Origin of the sequence: Shewanella frigidimarina NCIMB 400, assembly GCF_000014705.1 — a bacterium.
Taxonomy (GTDB): Bacteria; Pseudomonadota; Gammaproteobacteria; order Enterobacterales; family Shewanellaceae; genus Shewanella; species Shewanella frigidimarina.
This window is the reverse complement of sequence record NC_008345.1, coordinates 2014860-2032718: the sequence shown is the minus strand read 5'-3', so window position 1 is coordinate 2032718 and position 17859 is coordinate 2014860. Positions and strand designations below refer to the sequence as shown.

Below are 17859 nucleotides of genomic sequence, written 5' to 3'. Positions count from 1 at the left end.
TCTTTTCATGACATTAATTACTGTATGATTCATTGCAATGTAAACAGCATCATAATAACGTAGCCTAAAGAGAGATTTGTTCATCGGCAACAAGCTTAAGGAAAAGCAATAATGAAATGGTTAATCGTAGTGGCAATTAGTTGGTGTATCGGGTTTATCAGTTTTCCGCTGATATGGCCTAATGACACCCCAAACACTACTGAACATCGCGGTTTACTTTCTAAAACACAACCAACTAATACTTCAAAATCTGTCTCTACAGGACAATCTAATATTACCTCAGAGAATAATTTACCCCACAATACTCACGACCGGGAAGCATTTAAGGCATCGTTAAGCAATGATGAAACGCCTTACATGTCGATTTTTCGTATCATGCAACTGGCCGAACAAGACCCTTTAGAAGCATTACTCGTTGCCGAAGAAACTCAACATGAAGACTTATATGGATTAATTTTAGAAATAGCTGGCAAAATGCAATTTTCAAATGTCATTTCATGGCTAGAACAGCAAAAGTCGACTGAACAGTATGAGTCATTACTCGACGGTTATTTGCGTGGTTTAGCGTCTGTAAATCCGCAACAAGCATTAAGCGATGTCGAGTTATTGGCAGTAGAACCGATGAAGTCATCGATCATCATGTCGATTGTAGACTCATGGGCCAATACCGATGCAATTGCCGCATTTGAATGGTTAAAGCAGCAAACAGAAACTCAATCAACGTTAAAAATGTACTTAAATACCATGTATTACTATATTGAACAGTCACCTAATGAAGCCGCAAATCTTATTTCATCACTGCCATTAAATGAGTCGACTAATTATCTTATAACGTCGATGGTATATCAGTTGGTTGAAAAAAATACTCAAGATGCTGTTGACTGGTTAGATACGATTGCCGTTGAGCAACGTGCCAGCGGGATATATATTGTCTCACGAAAAATGGCAGAAACCGATCCTGAGGCTGCTTTAGTATTTTTAAACAATCAAAAACAAGCCTACGATTTAAACCAAGATTATTTCAACAGTGCCGTAGCTGAAATCGCCAGTGTTGAACCCAATATGATGTTAGCGCGAATAGATAATTATGAAGCAAATGTTCAGCGAGATATCATTATCAACGCCAGTTATGCCCTCGCAGAACATTCGGAAGTCGATTTTTTGCAGGTTATTAATTCACTGTCTGATGACAACAAAGACATTGCATTTCGTCAACGATCGGCACAATTGAGCCAAACGGATCCTCAACAAGCGTTTAATGTAGCCGAACGTATTAATGACACTACCATTCGATTAGAGTCTGTTGCTGGTACCGTCAATGTGTGGAGTGGTTTTGACAAACGAGCAGCGCTAACGGCGATTGATAACTCAACCCTATTAACTGCCAGTCAAAAAGCCGAAATAAGCAGTCAAATACAATTGCAGCTAACATCATCGAATATAATTTATCCTTGAGTAGCCATTTGATTATTTGGCTACCTAACTTGTTCTATTGATTCCCATAACAGCTAACATCTTGTATAGAAATCTGCTTTCAACACAGATGCATAGAGTCGTTATGTTGATTATGATGACGGCATTAAATATTAAGTTAATGCCGATCAAAGAGGCCACATAATGCAACGCAGACAGTTTTTAAAAGTAAGTTTAATGGGTGCCGCTGTTGGAATAACTAGTGCCAGTGCAATATGGTTAAGCCAAGGCAATGATCCTGAGCAACTCACCATTACTGCACTATTAGCCAAATTGAATCAGTTAACAATGTTATCTACCGAACAACTTGCGCATTTAAGTCACGGAGAATGGAACAGTGCTGAAGTGTTTGCACATTGCGCGCAAAGTGTTGAATTTTCAATGAGCGGGTTTCCTGAACATAAATCAGCACTCTTTAAACAAACCGTTGGTGCACTGGCATTTACGGCATTTGCCACCAAAGGCGCGATGTCACATAACTTAGCCGAACCAATTCCTGCGGCGCCGAAGTTAGATCGTAATCTTGATGTTAATCTAGCGCTTGCTAGGCTGATACAATCTTTAACTGATTTTCAACAATATCAAGCTGAGTTAGCTCCGCACTTTGCATATGGTGAATTAAACAAAGCTGATTACGAACTTGCCCATGTACTGCATTTTTATAATCACCAACAAAGTTTTACCAAAATGAGTTAATTTCTCCCAGCACCTAATCAAAATTAACGGCTTGTGCCCACTGAAACCACAATGCTAATTCAACTTAGATTGCCTACTTTTAGCGATATAATTAACTCGCAATGCCCAATTACCATTATGTTGCTGCTCACAAGCGGTTTCAGTATCAAAACTAACATGTTGATTAATGTCTCTGAGGTTAATCTGGTATTGAGCAAGAGTACGTTGAATTAACGTTAACAGTACCGCTTTATCGCCACTTTGGTTAAATTGCGTTAGCAGTGACTCATTGTCAAATATACAAATAATCTGTAAGCTTTTAGGGAATAGCGTGTAATCAACTACGTGTGTAATCCATGCAAAACCAGGATAATTATCCAATGCATGTTCACATACGGCAGTTAATCCCTCTCTTAATTGATTATCTATTTTTTTATCAGTTTTACGCATACTTAAAATATCATTCCTTATCTGTGCAACTAAATGAATTCAGCGCCTTATTAAACACTATTAAGCAAAATGTTGTTGTGGATAGCACATCGAAAACCATTGCTCTGATTGTAATTTATGAAGACCAGCTACTTTCAAAAACGTCTTGTTCAAGTTTAAAGCCCAATCAAAATAAGGTTAGGCAATAACACTAGGTAGCATTGTCTACACCAACATCAACTCGGTTACCGCCGGCATTTTTTGCTCTATACATTGCTTGATCTGCATACTGAAGTAATTGCTGCTCATCATCACCATTATCTGGGTAGCGAGCAACACCGATACTCGGTGAAAGTTGCAAATTAAGATCATCAAATTGATAAGTTTTTTCGAGCTGAGCACGAATGTTTTCAGTAATAACCAGCACATTATCAAATGAATCTATGCCATTTAACACCACCACAAACTCATCGCCGCCAAAACGTCCAACCGTATCGGACTTACGGACACAATCACGTAAACGTTGAGCTATATTCTTAAGTAGCTTATCACCTACAAGATGACCATAACTGTCATTAACATGTTTAAACCCATCAATATCAATAAATAACAACGAAAGATGGCTTCCTTCACGACGTGCTAATCCAAGTGACGTTTGTAAGCGCCCAAACAACAATGCTCTATTAGGTAATTCAGTTAATGGATCATGTCCTGCAATGTAATGCAGTTGCTGCTCCATTAATTTTCGTTCAGTAATATCGTGAGCAATCGCAATTCTAAATTGGTGGTCTTCAGACCATCGTGCCGACCAAAGAATGTCGATAATTTTGCCATCTTTACGGACCCAACGATTCTCAAAACGAGGTTGTTTTTTACCCTCCATCAATGACTCAACAACTTTAAGTGTTTTTATGCCATCTTCTGAATAAACATGGTCAATCATGGGTTTGCCTATCACTTCGTCTGGCGAATATCCAAAAATATCTTCAAATGCAGCACTAACAAAAACAAAAGTTCCCGCTTTATCAACCACGCAAACAGCATCTAGCATCAAATCCATAACATCTCTAAGCGCCACTAAATCAATGGTCTTCATACAATGCATACCTCGAGACGTTAGCTAAATTAATAAAGAGTAATACACGCCAGCTTATAAGTAGCGTCCAATAAACTCAATGGCTTATAACGATATGATTTAAACATTGCGATTCATAAAGACTGAAGGAACAAGTTTCATCACACTAAAACATCGGTTATCCCTTGAATAATCGACTAGCACACGGCTCTTGTTGCATAAGAGTCAAGCCATTAAACGGTATCATTAACCTAAGTGATGTAGAGTGCCAAATGGGAGGTGTCATTACGCTAACAGTCTACCCTATGTATTTATTGAGTTCTCAAAGTCATTTATCGACAAACAACAAACAGCAAACAGCAAACAGCAAACAGAGGTTAATCCCCAGGGACATTGATAGCTAACATATTAAGCCGTTGTGCTGTTAACGCTTTGCTTAACCGGCTCTAATGATCACCAATCGACTAGAAAGCATATCTTATGCAAAAAATATGGTAATTAAATAACAATAATGCTTTGTTCACTCTTGCAAACAAGCATAAATGGGGTTAAGTTAACAGCAAGTCGATAAATACGACTTCAATGAGTGCATAAATCCTCATTTAAACTGATTAACTAATATCAAGTTAATATCAAATAAAGAGTATTGAAATGAACATCCAAGTGACTACAATCCACCATCATCACCATATGCGGTAGCCTTCGGATGCTAACTGCCGAAGGACGTTATCCTTCTGGTGGTGAACACTTATTCACATAAACCCCTGGAAGGAATTTCAGGGGTTTTTTGTTTTTTTAAATTTATATTTTTAATTTTCAACAATTTATATTTTATATATTAAGGAAGTACCATATGAGCCAGTCAAAGCGTTTACGCATCGCCATTCAGAAATCGGGCCGTTTATCTAAAGAGTCTCAACAGTTACTTAAAAGCTGTGGTGTGAAATTTAACGTTAATGAGCAACGCTTGATTGCACACGCAGACAACATGCCAATCGATTTGTTACGCGTTCGTGATGATGATATTCCAGGCTTAGTCATGGATGGTGTTGTTGACCTAGGTATTATCGGTGAGAACGTTCTAGAAGAAGAACAAATTGAACGCCAGCTAGCTGGAAAACCAGCTGAATGCACCAAATTACGTGAATTAGATTTTGGTTCATGTCGTTTATCACTTGCTGTACCCAATGAGTTTGAATACAAAGATGCCAACTCACTTGAAGGCCTTCGCATCGCGACCTCTTACCCAAACTTGCTGCGCCGCTTTATGCAAGAAAAAGGCATTAACTACAGCGACTGTATGTTGAAAGGCTCAGTTGAAGTAGCACCACGCGCTGGATTATCAGATGGCATTTGTGATTTAGTCTCTACTGGTGCAACCCTTGAAGCAAACGGCTTATATGAAACCGAAGTCATTTACCGCTCAATGGCGTGCATCATTCAATCAAATAAAACTCAATCTACTGAAAAACAAGCGCTCATCAACAAAATCTTATCGCGAATTAATGGTGTTATCCGTGCCCGTGAAAGTAAGTACATCTTATTGCACGCCCCAGTTGAAACTTTAGACCAAATTGTTGCCCTGCTCCCAGGCGCTGAAAACCCAACAGTATTACCACTCAATGACGACACCAATCGCGTAGCTATACACGTTGTAAGTACAGAAGATTTGTTCTGGGACACAATGGAAGAGTTAACAGCATTAGGTGCCAGCTCAATTCTAGTGATGCCAATTGAAAAAATGATGGGGTAACACACATGCAAATTCTCGATTGGGCTTCTTTATCTACCGAACAACAACGACAAACGTTAGCGCGCTCGCCATTAATTGGTGATACAAGTGTAGAACAACGTGTTCGTAACATTATTGAGCAAGTGAACGCTCAAGGTGATAGCGCGTTACTGGCTTATAACAAGCAATTTGACGGTGTTGAACTGACTCAACTAGCGTTATCAACTGACGAGATTGCTGCAGCATGTGCACGAGTAGGTGACGACGTCAAACAAGCTGTTGCGCAAGCGGTGAATAACATTGAAACCTTTCATAAGGCGCAAGTGTTTCAGGGTGTTGATATAGAAACTCAAGCGGGAATTCGTTGTGAATTGCGCAGCGAACCCATCGAGCGAGTCGGCTTATATATTCCCGGTGGTACTGCGCCATTAATATCCACTGTGATGATGTTGGCGTTACCAGCAAGAATAGCCGGTTGCGAAAAGCGTGTATTAGTCAGTCCACCGCCGATTAATGATGCGATTATTTATGCTGCTAATGTATGCGGTATTACAGACATCTTTCAGGTCGGTGGTGCCCAAGCTATTGCAGCATTAGCATTTGGGACAGAATCGGTGCCAAACGTAGACAAAATATTCGGTCCGGGTAATCGTTATGTGACTGAAGCAAAACGATTAGTGTCACAGGACAGCCGTATTAGTGTGTCAATAGACATGCCTGCAGGTCCGTCTGAAGTACTCGTTATTGCCGACAAAGATGCAAATCCTGGTTTTGTTGCTGCCGATTTATTATCCCAAGCAGAACACGGCGTTGACTCGCAAGTAATGTTAGTTACCGACTCATTAACACTGGCAGAGCAAGTCAACCAAGCCTTAATAGAACAATTAGCGCAGTTGAACCGTAAAGACATCGCCGCACAAGCGCTAGAATGTAGCCGAAGTATTATTGTTAGCGATATGGCTCAAGCAGCAAAAGTGTCAAACTTGTATGGCCCAGAACATTTGATTATTCAAACTGCGGCACCTCGAGACGTATTAAAGCAAATTCGCGGTGCGGGTTCAGTGTTCTTAGGGGCTTATACCCCTGAGTCTGTAGGCGATTATGCTAGCGGTACTAACCATGTATTGCCGACTTATGGTTATAGCCGCTCGGTTTCAAGTTTGTCATTAGCCGACTTTAGTCGCCGTTTTACGGTGCAAGAGCTTAACCAACAAGGGCTTAAAACCTTAGGTAACACCGTCATGGTGTTGGCAGAAAATGAATTATTAGGTGCGCATAAAAATGCTATCGCCATTCGCTTAGCCAGTTTTGAGTAGTGAGTCATTCGTATTGTCAGCGCTATCGCTAAGCGCTAGTTAGCACCTTATAGAGTAGAAAGTAGAGAACACCACCATGAGCCAAACCTTAGCTGCGCCTTTTGATCCAAAAACGTTGGCCAGACCCGAATTATTGACGTTGACCCCCTACCAGAGTGCACGACGAATTGGTGGTCGTGGAGATATTTGGATTAATGCCAATGAATCACCATTCAATAATAGTGAGCTTGATAAAGTTAATCGTTACCCTGAGTGCCAGCCGCCAGCATTAATCAATGCTTACAGCGATTATGCTGGCGTAAAAGCCAGTAACGTGATTGCTAGCCGTGGTGCTGACGAAGCAATTGAATTGCTCATTCGAACATTTTGTATTCCTGGTGTAGACAGTATTGCTTGTTTTGGTCCGACCTATGGTATGTATTCAATTAGTGCAGCCACGTTTAATGTGGCGGTTACCGCGTTAAGTTTAACCGATGACTATCAATTACCTGATGCATGGTCAACTCAAATCGGTAGTGCCAAAATTGTATTTATTTGTAATCCAAATAACCCAACAGGTACAGTGATAGCTAAAGATAAAATTGAACAGGCTATTCAAGCGGCGCCAAATGCAATTGTGGTGGTAGACGAAGCCTACATTGAATTTTGCTCAGACTACAGCGTGGCTGATTTACTTGGTACATACCCTAACCTTGTCGTGTTACGTACATTATCAAAAGCATTTGCGTTAGCGGGCGCACGTTGTGGTTTTATGCTCGCAAATGATGACATGATTGATTTAGTCATGCGAGTTATTGCTCCTTATCCGGTGCCATTACCAGTGTCAGACCTTGCAGTAAAAGCGTTAAGTCCTGCTGGTATCGACACCATGCGAACTCAAGTGGCCAGTTTAATTGAACAAGGTAAACGTTTAAGTACTGCATTAACCGCTTATGGCGCTAACGTATTACCTGCCAACGGTAATTACGTATTAGCTAAATTTGACGATGTAAATGCAGCAGCAAAAAGACTCAGTGATTCCGGTGTGGTTGCCCGTGCGTACAAAGATCCACGCCTTGCTGATGCAATTCGTTTTAGTTTTACCTCAGCCAAAGAAACCGATGTGATTATTCAGTTATTTCGTTAAGGCACGTTACATATCGGCCAATACCCTATACATCATAAATAAGAATTAGATATCACCATTTAAGGTAGTTAGCATGAAACAGAAAATCCTTTTTATCGACCGCGACGGTACATTAGTTGAAGAACCAGCCATCGATAAGCAACTCGATAGTTTGGCCAAATTAGTATTTGAGCCAAAAGTGATCCCAGCGTTACTTAAATTACAGAATGCAGGTTTCCGCTTAGTGATGGTCAGCAATCAAGACGGTTTGGGCACACCTTCGTTTCCAAAAGAAGACTTTGATGCCCCGCACGACATGATGATGCAAATTTTTGCAAGCCAAGGTGTGATATTTGACGATGTGGTTATCTGTCCACACTTTAATGATGAAAACTGCAGCTGCCGTAAGCCCAAACTGGGCTTAGTAAAAGACTACTTAACCCAAGGCAAAGTGGATTTTACCGAATCGGCAGTCATTGGCGATCGTGAAACCGACGTTGAACTTGCCAATGCCATGGGCATTAAAAGCTTTAAATATAATCGTCAAACACTCGACTGGGACACTATTGCCAGCGCGTTACTGAGTAAAGGTCGCGTTGCTACGGTCGTGCGTACCACCAAAGAAACTGACATCAAAGTCACCATCGACTTAGACAACCAAAGCAAAGGTAAGATTGAAACTGGTATTGGCTTTTTTGACCACATGCTAGATCAAATTCAAACCCACGGTAACTTTAAAATGGACGTCCATGTTGACGGCGACCTAGAAATTGATGACCACCACAGCGTAGAAGACACTGCTCTCGCGATTGGCGACGCAATTCGTCAAGCCTTAGGCGACAAGCGCGGTATTGCTCGTTTTGGTTTCAGCTTACCGATGGATGAAGCCAGTGGCGAATGCTTAATGGACATTTCTGGTCGTCCGTTTATAAAATTCAGTGCTGATTTTGACCGTGAAATGGTGGGTGAAATGGCTATCGAAATGGTACCTCACTTCTTCCGTTCATTCGCTGATGGTCTGCGTTGCACTTTACACATTGGCTCAAAAGGCGACAATGATCACCACAAAGTGGAAGCGCTATTTAAAGTGCTAGGCCGCACACTTCGCCAAGCAGTGAAAGTGGAAGGTGACATACTGCCATCAAGTAAAGGTGTGCTGTAAGGAGCTTCTATGACACAAGTATCGAATGCTTCAAATACTGGCAATGATCTTACTGTGATTATTGATACCGGTTGTGCCAATTTAAGCTCTGTACGGTTTGCTTTTGAGCGCCTTAACGCCAATGTTATTGTCAGCGCTGACTTTGATGTCATCCGCAGCGCCGCAAGAGTAGTACTGCCTGGTGTTGGCACCGCAGGTGCGGCCATGGACGCCTTAAAACAAAAGAACCTTATCGAGCTAATTAAAAGCTTAACACAACCTGTTATGGGCGTCTGTTTAGGCATGCAAATGCTGGCATCTTTGTCTAATGAACATGGCGGTCGCAGCGAACAAAATATCACCTGTTTAGGATTAGTGCCCACTGATATTGGCGACTTAGACAGCAAAGGCTTACCGTTGCCGCACATGGGCTGGAATCAAATTGAGGTAAGCGACCATCCTTTATTTGTTGGTATAGAAAATGGCAGCTACGTGTATTTTGTTCACAGCTATCGTGCACCAATCAGTGAGTACACCTTAGCCAGCAGCACATATGGCGAGTCATTCAGTGCAGCCATTGGTAAAGGTAATTTTTTTGGGGTGCAATTCCACCCGGAAAAAAGTGCCAAAGTGGGCGCGAAAATTTTACAGAACTTTTTACAGATGGGGTTAAACATGGGGGCACCACAATGATTATTCCTGCCATTGATTTAATTGACGGCCAAGTGGTGCGTTTATACCAAGGTGACTACGACAAACAAACCACCTTTGACTTAAGTCCACTGGCACAGTTGCAATCTTATCAAGCCCAAGGGGCAAAGCTGCTGCATATCGTCGACTTAACGGGAGCTAAAGATCCTAATAAACGCCAAACTAAATTGATTGCTGAACTTGCTGCAGGGCTTGATGTTGATATTCAAGTGGGCGGTGGTATTCGCAGCGAAGATCAAGTCGCAGAATTGTTGGCCATTGGTGTCAAACGCGTAGTTATTGGTTCGCTTGCGGTTAAAGAACCTGAGCTGGTAAAAAGTTGGTTTGTAAAATACGGTAGCGATGCTATTTGTTTAGCGCTGGACGTTAACATCAATGATAACGGCGACAAGATTGTTGCGGTATCGGGCTGGCAATCTGGTGGTGGTAAATCGCTAGAGTCATTAGTTGCTGAATTTGAAACTGTCGGCCTTAAGCATGCTTTAGTGACCGATATCAGCCGTGACGGCACCTTAACTGGCGCTAATACTGAACTTTACACTGAGTTAGCCGCGACTTATCCAAATATTCTGTGGCAAGCCTCTGGCGGCATTGCCACGCTCGATAACGTCGCTGCGGTACGCGACAGCAAAGCATCGGGTATCATTATCGGTAAAGCACTGTTGATTAATCAATTTACCGTTGAGGAGGCAATACAATGCTGGCCAAACGCATAGTTCCGTGTCTTGACGTACGTGAAGGTAAAGTAGTTAAAGGAGTGCAGTTTCGTAATCACGAAATAGTTGGAGATATCGTTCCCCTCGCCGCCCGTTATGCAGAAGAAGGCGCTGATGAATTAGTATTTTATGACATCACCGCCAGCGCCCACGACCGTGTTATCGATAAATCTTGGGTAAGCCGCGTTGCTGAACAAATTGATATTCCATTTTGTGTCGCTGGTGGTATAAAAACCATCGAGCAAGCCCGTGAAAAGTTAGCCTTTGGCGCGGATAAAATATCAATCAACTCGCCCGCATTAAGCGATCCGAGTTTAATATCACGCCTACAAGATGAGTTCGGCCGCCAATGTATTGTTATCGGCATTGACTCATTTTACGATGCTGTTAGTGATAGCTATAAAGTAAAACAGTTTACCGGTGACGAAGCGGCAACCAAAGACACTCAATGGTATACCCAAGATTGGGTTGAAGAAGTGCAAAAACGTGGTTGTGGCGAAATTGTATTAAACGTCATGAACCAAGACGGCGTGCGCGGCGGTTATGACATCAAACAGCTAAGCATTGTGCGCGCGATTTGCGATGTACCGTTAATCGCTTCAGGCGGTGCTGGCACTATGGAACACTTTAAAGCCGTGTTTGAACTGGCTAAGGTTGACGCCGCATTAGCAGCTAGCGTATTTCACAAAGGCATTATTGATATTGGTGAGTTAAAGCAATACTTGCATGCCAATAACATTGCGATTCGTTTATAGGCTTACGCTTAACGACCAAACCAAACAGTAAATAGCCTCATCAAATAAGAGATTACACATGACAAGCATTACATTTGATAGCACAAGCGTAGATTGGGACAAGCAACAAGGGTTAATCCCAGCCGTTGTACAGCACCACCTAACTGGCAAAGTACTTATGCTAGGTTACATGGATAAAGCGGCATTAGAGAAAACCTTAGCCACTAAACAAGTGACCTTTTTTAGTCGCTCTAAACAGCGTTTATGGACTAAAGGTGAAACCTCAGGTAACACACTTGATCTCATCGCTATCGACAAAGACTGCGACAACGACAGCTTTTTAGTACAAGTCATCCCTAACGGTCCTACATGTCACACGGGGACAGAAAGCTGCTGGAAAGATGGCAACGCTCACCCTTTTATTGATAATCTGACCAATTTGATTATTTCGCGTAAAGGCCAAAGTGCAGATTCAAGTTATACCGCATCACTATTTGAAAGTGGTACCAAACGTATGGCGCAAAAAGTGGGTGAAGAAGGTTTAGAAACCGCCCTTGCTGCTGCGACTCATGATAAAGAGGAACTTGTGAATGAAGCCTCTGATTTGATGTATCATTTAATTGTGTTACTTGAAGACCAAGGCTTATCAATGGCTGATATTAATAGAAACTTATTGGATCGCCATAATAAAGCCAAGTAGCTTTTAAGCGTTAATCGCACAATAAAAAAGACGCATTTGCGTCTTTTTTATTGGAGGTAAACTCAGAGCTGATTTTTATGACTTTGAGTTATCGTCAAATGTCCATCTACATGCAAGTCGCGCTGAGGGTATGCTATAGACACATTATTCTCATTGAATAGCTCGTACATTCTAAAGCGAATTTCGCTACGACGGCGGCGGATATCTGTTTCTGACACGGCGCTGACCCAAAATATCAAGTCAAAAATCAATGCGTTGTCGCCAAAGTCCTCAAATAAGACTGAGGGTTTAGGTTGCGGCAAAATATCATCCCGTTCAGCAATAACTTGATAAATCAGCTCGCGAACTTTAATCACATCCGAACCGTAAGCGACACCAACACGAACAAATGTTCGTGCATTTTTATCAATCAAAGTCCAATTGGTCACTGTATTTTCAAGCAGTTGGCTATTTGGAACCAACATGTGCACTCCATCATTACGGCGTATCAAGGTTGAGCGAGTATTAATACACTCTACAACTCCACGGGCTTCACCAACTTCTAAAAAGTCACCGATTCTAATTGGGCGTTCCCACATTAAAATCCAACCACTGATAAAGTTATTGATGATGTTCTGGGCACCAAAACCAACACCAATAGCAATAGCACCAGACACAAATGCAAAAGCGGTTAATGGAATATTTAAAATTTCCATACTGGTGAAAACCAACACCGCAATACTGATAATAAAGTACATGCGAGTGAACAAGTGAATGGCATCAGCGCCCACTTTACGTCGCTTTAGTGCTTTAACAATCAATCGCCCAACACGAGTAATAATAAACCACGCTAAAAATATGTAGAGAGGCACTTGCAGCAGCTGCAATAAAGTTATTTGATGTTTATCGTAGGTGAATACCACAAACGATAAAGACGTTAATAATTCATTAAAATCCATATAAACCTCTTATTATTTTTGTGTTCATATTATGGTGATAATTATATTTTAGTAAAATTCTTGTTCACCTGGAGGGCGAGTTTTGAGTAATTTTAAAAACCACATATATTGTTCTGGATAAGCGTTAATGACCTGCTCAACGACTTTGTTTAATGCGATAGCTTCGTTTTCTTTGCCAATCATTTCATCAGGATTAACCGCTGGCATCACCGTCATAATAAATTGTTTAGCTTGTTGATCGTATCCAATTTTAACAGGCATAACTTGCGCGTTACCTGCTTGAGCTAAGCGCCCTACTACGGGTAAAGTCGCTTTAACAGTACCCATAAAAGGTGCAAACACACTCTGTTCAGGGCCTAAGTCTTCATCTGGTAAATAGAAAAAACTGTTATCATTTTTTAACTCTGCTAACAATGCTCTGATGCCTGCTTCACGCATATACACGCGACCATTTTGACTGCTGCGCATCCGATTGCTAAACCAATTAAATAACCCATTGCGATGAGCCTTAGCCATAGTCACTAAAGGTATTTCCATGTTAATACGAAGACCTGCATACTCCATCGGCCATACATGCGGCATGATGAAAATAATCGGCTGCTTAGCATCTCGAGCTGCTTTAACATGCTCAAAACCGTTAAGTTGAATACGTCGTTTAAGGTGCGCGTTAGAACGAATAAGCAGCTCTGCTTGCGATAACAAAGTAATGACAAATGTCTCAACATTTTTTTTGATTAATTCATCGACTTGTTCAGCTGATTTTTCTGGAAAACAATGGGTAATGTTCACCTTTGCTATTCGCAATGGTTTTTTGGCCACTTTCATCACGACTCGAGCCAATAGTCTCGCAATGGGATCTCTTACGCTTGCGGGAAGTACGCCAAATAGAAACAACACAGCGATAGCTAGCCATGTTCCCCAGTAACGAGGATGCAATAATGATTTATTAAAGCGAGTATCAAAATATTTTGCTTGTCGTGCCAAAAGAAACTCCAAATAAACTGACCGTGACCCACGGTAAAAAATCATATTATAACGAAGGCATTATACTAGTGATTAATGAGTGTGAAACAGAAATTATACCAGACAATAGCAAACGTCTTTGTTGCACAGCTTACTCACACCTACTTTAGAACAGCCTGGGCAAGATGTATTGAATACACTGGTTACCATGCCAATATCAAGCTGATGCTGCAAACGGTAGGTTACATTCACCAAATTCAAAAACAAAAGAGCCACTCAATTAAGAGTGGCTCTTCGTAATACAGATCCGTTCGGATTGGCGTATTAACTAGTGAACTATTTTTTACCCGAGTTTGCCGCTTCGACACGTGATTTTAACTTCTGTCCAGGACGGAAGGTAACAACACGGCGTGCAGAAATCGGAATATCTTCACCAGTTTTCGGGTTCCTTCCCGGTCTTTGATTCTTGTCCCTAAGGTCAAAGTTGCCAAAGCCAGATAACTTGACCTGCTCACCACTTTCGAGTGCTTCACGAATTTCTTCAAAGAAAGACTCGACCATCTCTTTAGCCACACGTTTGTTAATGCCTAATGTTTCAAAAAGATGTTCTGCCATTTCGGCTTTGGTAAGTGCCATACTTTAATCCCTCAACGATGCGTTGAACTCGGTCTTTAGAGCCGATACCACTGATTCCATAGTCTCAGTAATATCTTTATCTTCAAGTGTACGAGTAGTGTCTTGTAACGTAAGTGCGATGGCTAGGCTCTTTTTGCCTGGCTCAACACCTTTACCTTGGTATACATCGAACAAGTTTAAGCCAACCAACTGATTTTCGCCAACTTTTCTTATCAAATTCATAACATCAGTTGCAGAAACTGTTTCATCTACTACTACCGCGATGTCGCGGCGATTGGCAGGAAACTTAGACACAGCTTGGGCTAGCGGCAAACGGGCGTGCAATAATGCATCCAGTTCTAACTCAAAAACAATTGTTTTTCCATTGAGTCCAAACGGCTTTTCCAAACTAGGATGGATAGCACCGATGTAACCAATGACTCGATTATTTCGTAATATTTCAGCACATTGACCTGGATGCAGCGCAGGATGTGTTGCCCCTCTAAAGCTAAATTCTGTAGAGGCAACTGTCAAGCCGATTATTGCTTCTAAATCACCTTTTAAATCAAAGAAGTCGACTGTTTTCGATTCCATTGACCAATGTTCTTCGTTTTGAGCACCAGAAATAACCGCGCCCAGCATAGCTTGTTGACGAACACCAGAATCTGCTTGTGCATCAGGAACAAAGCGTAAACCTGTCTCAAATAAACGTACTCTATTTTGCTGGCGGCTCTGGTTATAGCCTACTGCGGTCAATAAACCAGTAAACATTGATAAGCGCATTGCTGACATTTCGACAGAAATCGGGTTAGGCAACACCATCGCTTCTTCGCCAGGATGAACAATGTTCTGCATCTTCGGGTCGACAAAGCTGTAGGTAACCGCTTCTTGGAAACCTCGAGCCACAAAGATACTGCGCACACGTTTTAACGAAATATCCGCTTCTTTGTGATCTGGCATGCTTAACGCCGCTTTTGGTGCGGTATTAGGAATGTTGTTGTAACCGTAAATACGGGCAACTTCTTCGATTAAATCTTCTTCAATCGCCATATCAAAACGATAAGTCGCGGTTGTCACATTCCATACATCACCGCTGGTTTGCACGCTAAAACCTAAACGTTCTAGAATTTCAACCACGTCAGAGTCAGGAATAAAGTGACCTAAGGTTTTATCTAACTTGCTACGACGCAGAGTTATTTTAGCCGCTGTTGGTAAATGCTCAGCAGACACCGCTTCAATCACTTGCCCTGCTTCACCACCACAGATATCCAATACAAGGCGAGTAGCGCGGTCCATGACCTTATGTTGCAGCTCAGGGTCTACACCACGCTCAAAACGGTGTGACGCGTCTGTGTGTAAGCCTAAACGACGAGATTTACCCATAATGGCTAACGGTGCAAAGAAGGCGCACTCTAAAAGAATGTCTTGAGTGTTTTCATTCACACCAGTACTTTCGCCGCCAAACACACCCGCAAGCGCTACCGCTTGTTTGTCGTCTGCAATCACTAAGGTATCGCTAGGAACGGTAATTTCGTTGCCGTCAAGTAAGGTTAGCTTTTCAACACCATCAGCTAAACGTACGGTAATACCGCCGCTTAAGGTATTTAAATCAAACGCATGCATTGGCTGACCAAATTCGATCAATACATAGTTGGTGATATCAACGATTGGATCAATTGAGCGAATACCACTGCGACGCAATTTTTCTTGCATCCATAATGGTGTAGAAGCCTTAACATTGATGTTTTTAACCACACGGCCTAAGTAACGTGGGCACAAATCTGGTGCAACAACATTAATGCTAAATGGCGCGTCAATCGTGGCAGTTACCGCGTCCCAAGAAGGTTCTGTCACTGCTTGGCGATTTAATACACCCACTTCACGTGCAAGCCCTGCCATGCCTAAACAATCAGCGCGGTTAGCCGTTAAATCAACATCAATAATGGCGTCATCTAATTGCAAGAATTCACGTACATTGACACCGATTGGTGCATCAGTCGGTAGCTCAATAATGCCATCGCTTTCGATGTCGATACCTAACTCGCCATACGAGCACAACATGCCCATTGACGGTTGACCGCGCAACTTGGCTTTTTTAATTTTAAAATCGCCAGGTAACACAGCGCCAACCATTGCTACAGCCACTTTTAAGCCTAAACGACAGTTTGGTGCACCACAAACAATGTCGATAAGCTCATCGCCGCCAACATTGATTTTGGTGACGCGTAATTTGTCTGCATCTGGGTGTTGGCCACATTCAACCACTTCACCAATAATAACACCGCTAAAATCAGCAGCTACGGCATCGATACCATCAACTTCAAGACCGGCCATGGTGATTTGGTGTGATAATGCGTCACGACTTACTGATGGGTTAACCCACTCACGAAGCCAAGATTCACTGAATTTCATCTAATTTTTGCTCCGTTATTTGAATTGCTTAAGAAAACGTAAATCGTTTTCGAAGAAGGCACGTAAATCATTTACGCCGTAGCGCAACATGGTTAAACGCTCAACACCCATACCAAAAGCAAAACCAGAGTATTTCTCAGGGTCAATACCAACACTGCGCAGTACATTTGGATGTACCATGCCGCAGCCTAATACTTCTAACCATTTGCCATTTTTACCCATAACGTCTACTTCAGCAGAAGGTTCTGTAAATGGAAAGTAAGATGGGCGGAAACGGACTTCTAAGTCTTCTTCAAAGAAGTTACGTAAAAAATCATGCAAAATGCCCTTAAGCTCTGCAAAGTTAACGTTTTCAGCAACCATTAACCCTTCAACTTGGTGGAACATTGGCGTGTGAGTTTGGTCGTAATCATTACGATAAACACGGCCTGGAGAAATGATCCGAAGTGGCGGCTTTTCATGTTCCATCGTGCGAATTTGTACGCCCGATGTTTGAGTGCGCAACATCACTTTAGGATTAAAGTAAAAAGTGTCATGATCGGCACGAGCAGGATGATGCTCAGAAATATTTAACGCATCGAAATTATGGAAATCATCTTCGATTTCAGGACCTTGCTTAACAACAAAGCCTAACTCACCAAAGAAGGTTTCAATACGTTCGATAGTACGCGTAACCGGATGCAAACCACCGATATCTAAGGTACGACCGGGTAAAGTCACATCAATATTTTCAGCAATTAATTTGGCTTCTAATTCAGATGCTTTTAATCCGTCAATACGCTCAGTCAACTGTTGTTGAACGGCTTGTTTTGCTTGATTGACTGCGGCACCAAAGGCAGGTTTTTCTTCTGCACTTAATGATCCCATCATTTTCATCATGTCAGTGATTTTACCTTTTTTACCAAGGTAATCGACACGGATATCATCCAATGTCTTTAGATCACTGGCCTTCTCAATGACTTCTAAGGCTTGTTCTACGATCTCGGTTAACTGCTGCATGTTATCATCCACTGCATTTTTGCATTTAAATGCGATTGGGCGTCTTGTCGGCTATGCGAGTATACAAAAGCGATAACTCGGTAGTGAGTGACGACGCGGTAGTTTGACGCTTATTATGACAAATA

The 17859-nt window shown here is 41.9% G+C and carries 17 protein-coding genes; 10 read left to right on the top strand and 7 right to left on the bottom strand.

The window, feature by feature from the left end:
* Positions 1-111 precede the first annotated feature (111 nt).
* Both SFRI_RS08875 and SFRI_RS08870 read left to right on the top strand, forming a co-directional pair.
* A complete protein-coding gene (locus tag SFRI_RS08875; protein ID WP_011637190.1) occupies positions 112-1455 on the top strand; it encodes a hypothetical protein in 1344 nt (447 codons plus the stop codon).
* Between the two features lie 162 nt (positions 1456-1617).
* Positions 1618-2169 carry a DUF1569 domain-containing protein gene (locus SFRI_RS08870; RefSeq protein WP_011637189.1) on the top strand — a complete coding sequence of 184 codons (552 nt, stop codon included), beginning with the start codon at positions 1618-1620 and terminating at the stop codon, positions 2167-2169.
* A gap of 54 nt (positions 2170-2223) precedes the next feature.
* Here the strand turns inward: SFRI_RS08870 and SFRI_RS08865 are convergent, their stop codons facing one another.
* Together SFRI_RS08865 and SFRI_RS08860 are read right to left on the bottom strand one after the other, a co-directional pair.
* A complete protein-coding gene (locus SFRI_RS08865) occupies positions 2224-2598 on the bottom strand; it encodes a hypothetical protein (protein WP_011637188.1) in 375 nt (124 codons plus the stop codon).
* A gap of 190 nt (positions 2599-2788) precedes the next feature.
* Positions 2789-3673 carry a diguanylate cyclase domain-containing protein gene (locus SFRI_RS08860; protein ID WP_011637187.1) on the bottom strand — a complete coding sequence of 295 codons (885 nt, stop codon included), beginning with the start codon at positions 3671-3673 and terminating at the stop codon, positions 2789-2791.
* An 832-nt stretch (positions 3674-4505) separates the two neighbouring features.
* On the opposite strand from SFRI_RS08860, the gene hisG reads away from it, so the two are divergent.
* From hisG to hisIE, 8 genes are all read left to right on the top strand, one after another.
* Positions 4506-5405 carry an ATP phosphoribosyltransferase gene (gene hisG / locus SFRI_RS08855; RefSeq protein ID WP_011637186.1) on the top strand — a complete coding sequence of 300 codons (900 nt, stop codon included), beginning with the start codon at positions 4506-4508 and terminating at the stop codon, positions 5403-5405.
* A gap of 5 nt (positions 5406-5410) precedes the next feature.
* A complete protein-coding gene (hisD, locus tag SFRI_RS08850; protein WP_011637185.1) occupies positions 5411-6700 on the top strand; it encodes a histidinol dehydrogenase in 1290 nt (429 codons plus the stop codon).
* A 76-nt stretch (positions 6701-6776) separates the two neighbouring features.
* Entirely contained in the window at positions 6777-7826 is a 1050-nt protein-coding gene (gene hisC / locus SFRI_RS08845) for a histidinol-phosphate transaminase (protein WP_011637184.1), read from the top strand.
* A gap of 73 nt (positions 7827-7899) precedes the next feature.
* Positions 7900-8967: a bifunctional histidinol-phosphatase/imidazoleglycerol-phosphate dehydratase HisB gene (hisB, locus tag SFRI_RS08840; protein WP_011637183.1), complete on the top strand. Its 1068-nt coding sequence runs from the start codon at positions 7900-7902 to the stop codon at positions 8965-8967.
* Positions 8968-8976: 9 nt separating this feature from the next.
* A complete protein-coding gene (gene hisH, locus SFRI_RS08835) occupies positions 8977-9639 on the top strand; it encodes an imidazole glycerol phosphate synthase subunit HisH (protein ID WP_011637182.1) in 663 nt (220 codons plus the stop codon).
* The gene (hisA, locus tag SFRI_RS08830; protein ID WP_011637181.1) at positions 9636-10373 is read left to right on the top strand and encodes a 1-(5-phosphoribosyl)-5-[(5-phosphoribosylamino)methylideneamino]imidazole-4-carboxamide isomerase; all 738 of its coding nucleotides are present in this window, start codon (positions 9636-9638) and stop codon (positions 10371-10373) included. The genes hisH and hisA overlap by 4 nt, the downstream gene beginning before the upstream one ends.
* Complete coding sequence (gene hisF / locus SFRI_RS08825) at positions 10355-11128, top strand: imidazole glycerol phosphate synthase subunit HisF (RefSeq protein ID WP_011637180.1); 774 nt, start codon at positions 10355-10357, stop codon at positions 11126-11128. Before hisA ends, hisF begins: the two co-directional genes overlap by 19 nt.
* Before the next feature lie 58 nt (positions 11129-11186).
* Positions 11187-11807: a bifunctional phosphoribosyl-AMP cyclohydrolase/phosphoribosyl-ATP diphosphatase HisIE gene (gene hisIE, locus SFRI_RS08820; protein WP_011637179.1), complete on the top strand. Its 621-nt coding sequence runs from the start codon at positions 11187-11189 to the stop codon at positions 11805-11807.
* 62 nt (positions 11808-11869) lie between these two features.
* Here hisIE and SFRI_RS08815 read toward each other — a convergent pair whose 3' ends face one another.
* From SFRI_RS08815 to pheS, 5 genes are all read right to left on the bottom strand, one after another.
* Positions 11870-12745, bottom strand: a complete 876-nt coding sequence (locus SFRI_RS08815; protein ID WP_011637178.1) for a mechanosensitive ion channel family protein — start codon at positions 12743-12745, stop codon at positions 11870-11872.
* A 48-nt stretch (positions 12746-12793) separates the two neighbouring features.
* Entirely contained in the window at positions 12794-13729 is a 936-nt protein-coding gene (gene lpxM, locus SFRI_RS08810) for a lauroyl-Kdo(2)-lipid IV(A) myristoyltransferase (protein ID WP_041412907.1), read from the bottom strand.
* Positions 13730-14044: 315 nt separating this feature from the next.
* The gene (gene ihfA, locus SFRI_RS08805) at positions 14045-14344 is read right to left on the bottom strand and encodes an integration host factor subunit alpha (protein ID WP_011637176.1); all 300 of its coding nucleotides are present in this window, start codon (positions 14342-14344) and stop codon (positions 14045-14047) included.
* Between the two features lie 3 nt (positions 14345-14347).
* Complete coding sequence (pheT, locus tag SFRI_RS08800; RefSeq protein WP_011637175.1) at positions 14348-16735, bottom strand: phenylalanine--tRNA ligase subunit beta; 2388 nt, start codon at positions 16733-16735, stop codon at positions 14348-14350.
* Positions 16736-16750: 15 nt separating this feature from the next.
* The gene (pheS, locus tag SFRI_RS08795; protein WP_011637174.1) at positions 16751-17734 is read right to left on the bottom strand and encodes a phenylalanine--tRNA ligase subunit alpha; all 984 of its coding nucleotides are present in this window, start codon (positions 17732-17734) and stop codon (positions 16751-16753) included.
* Positions 17735-17859 lie beyond the last annotated feature (125 nt).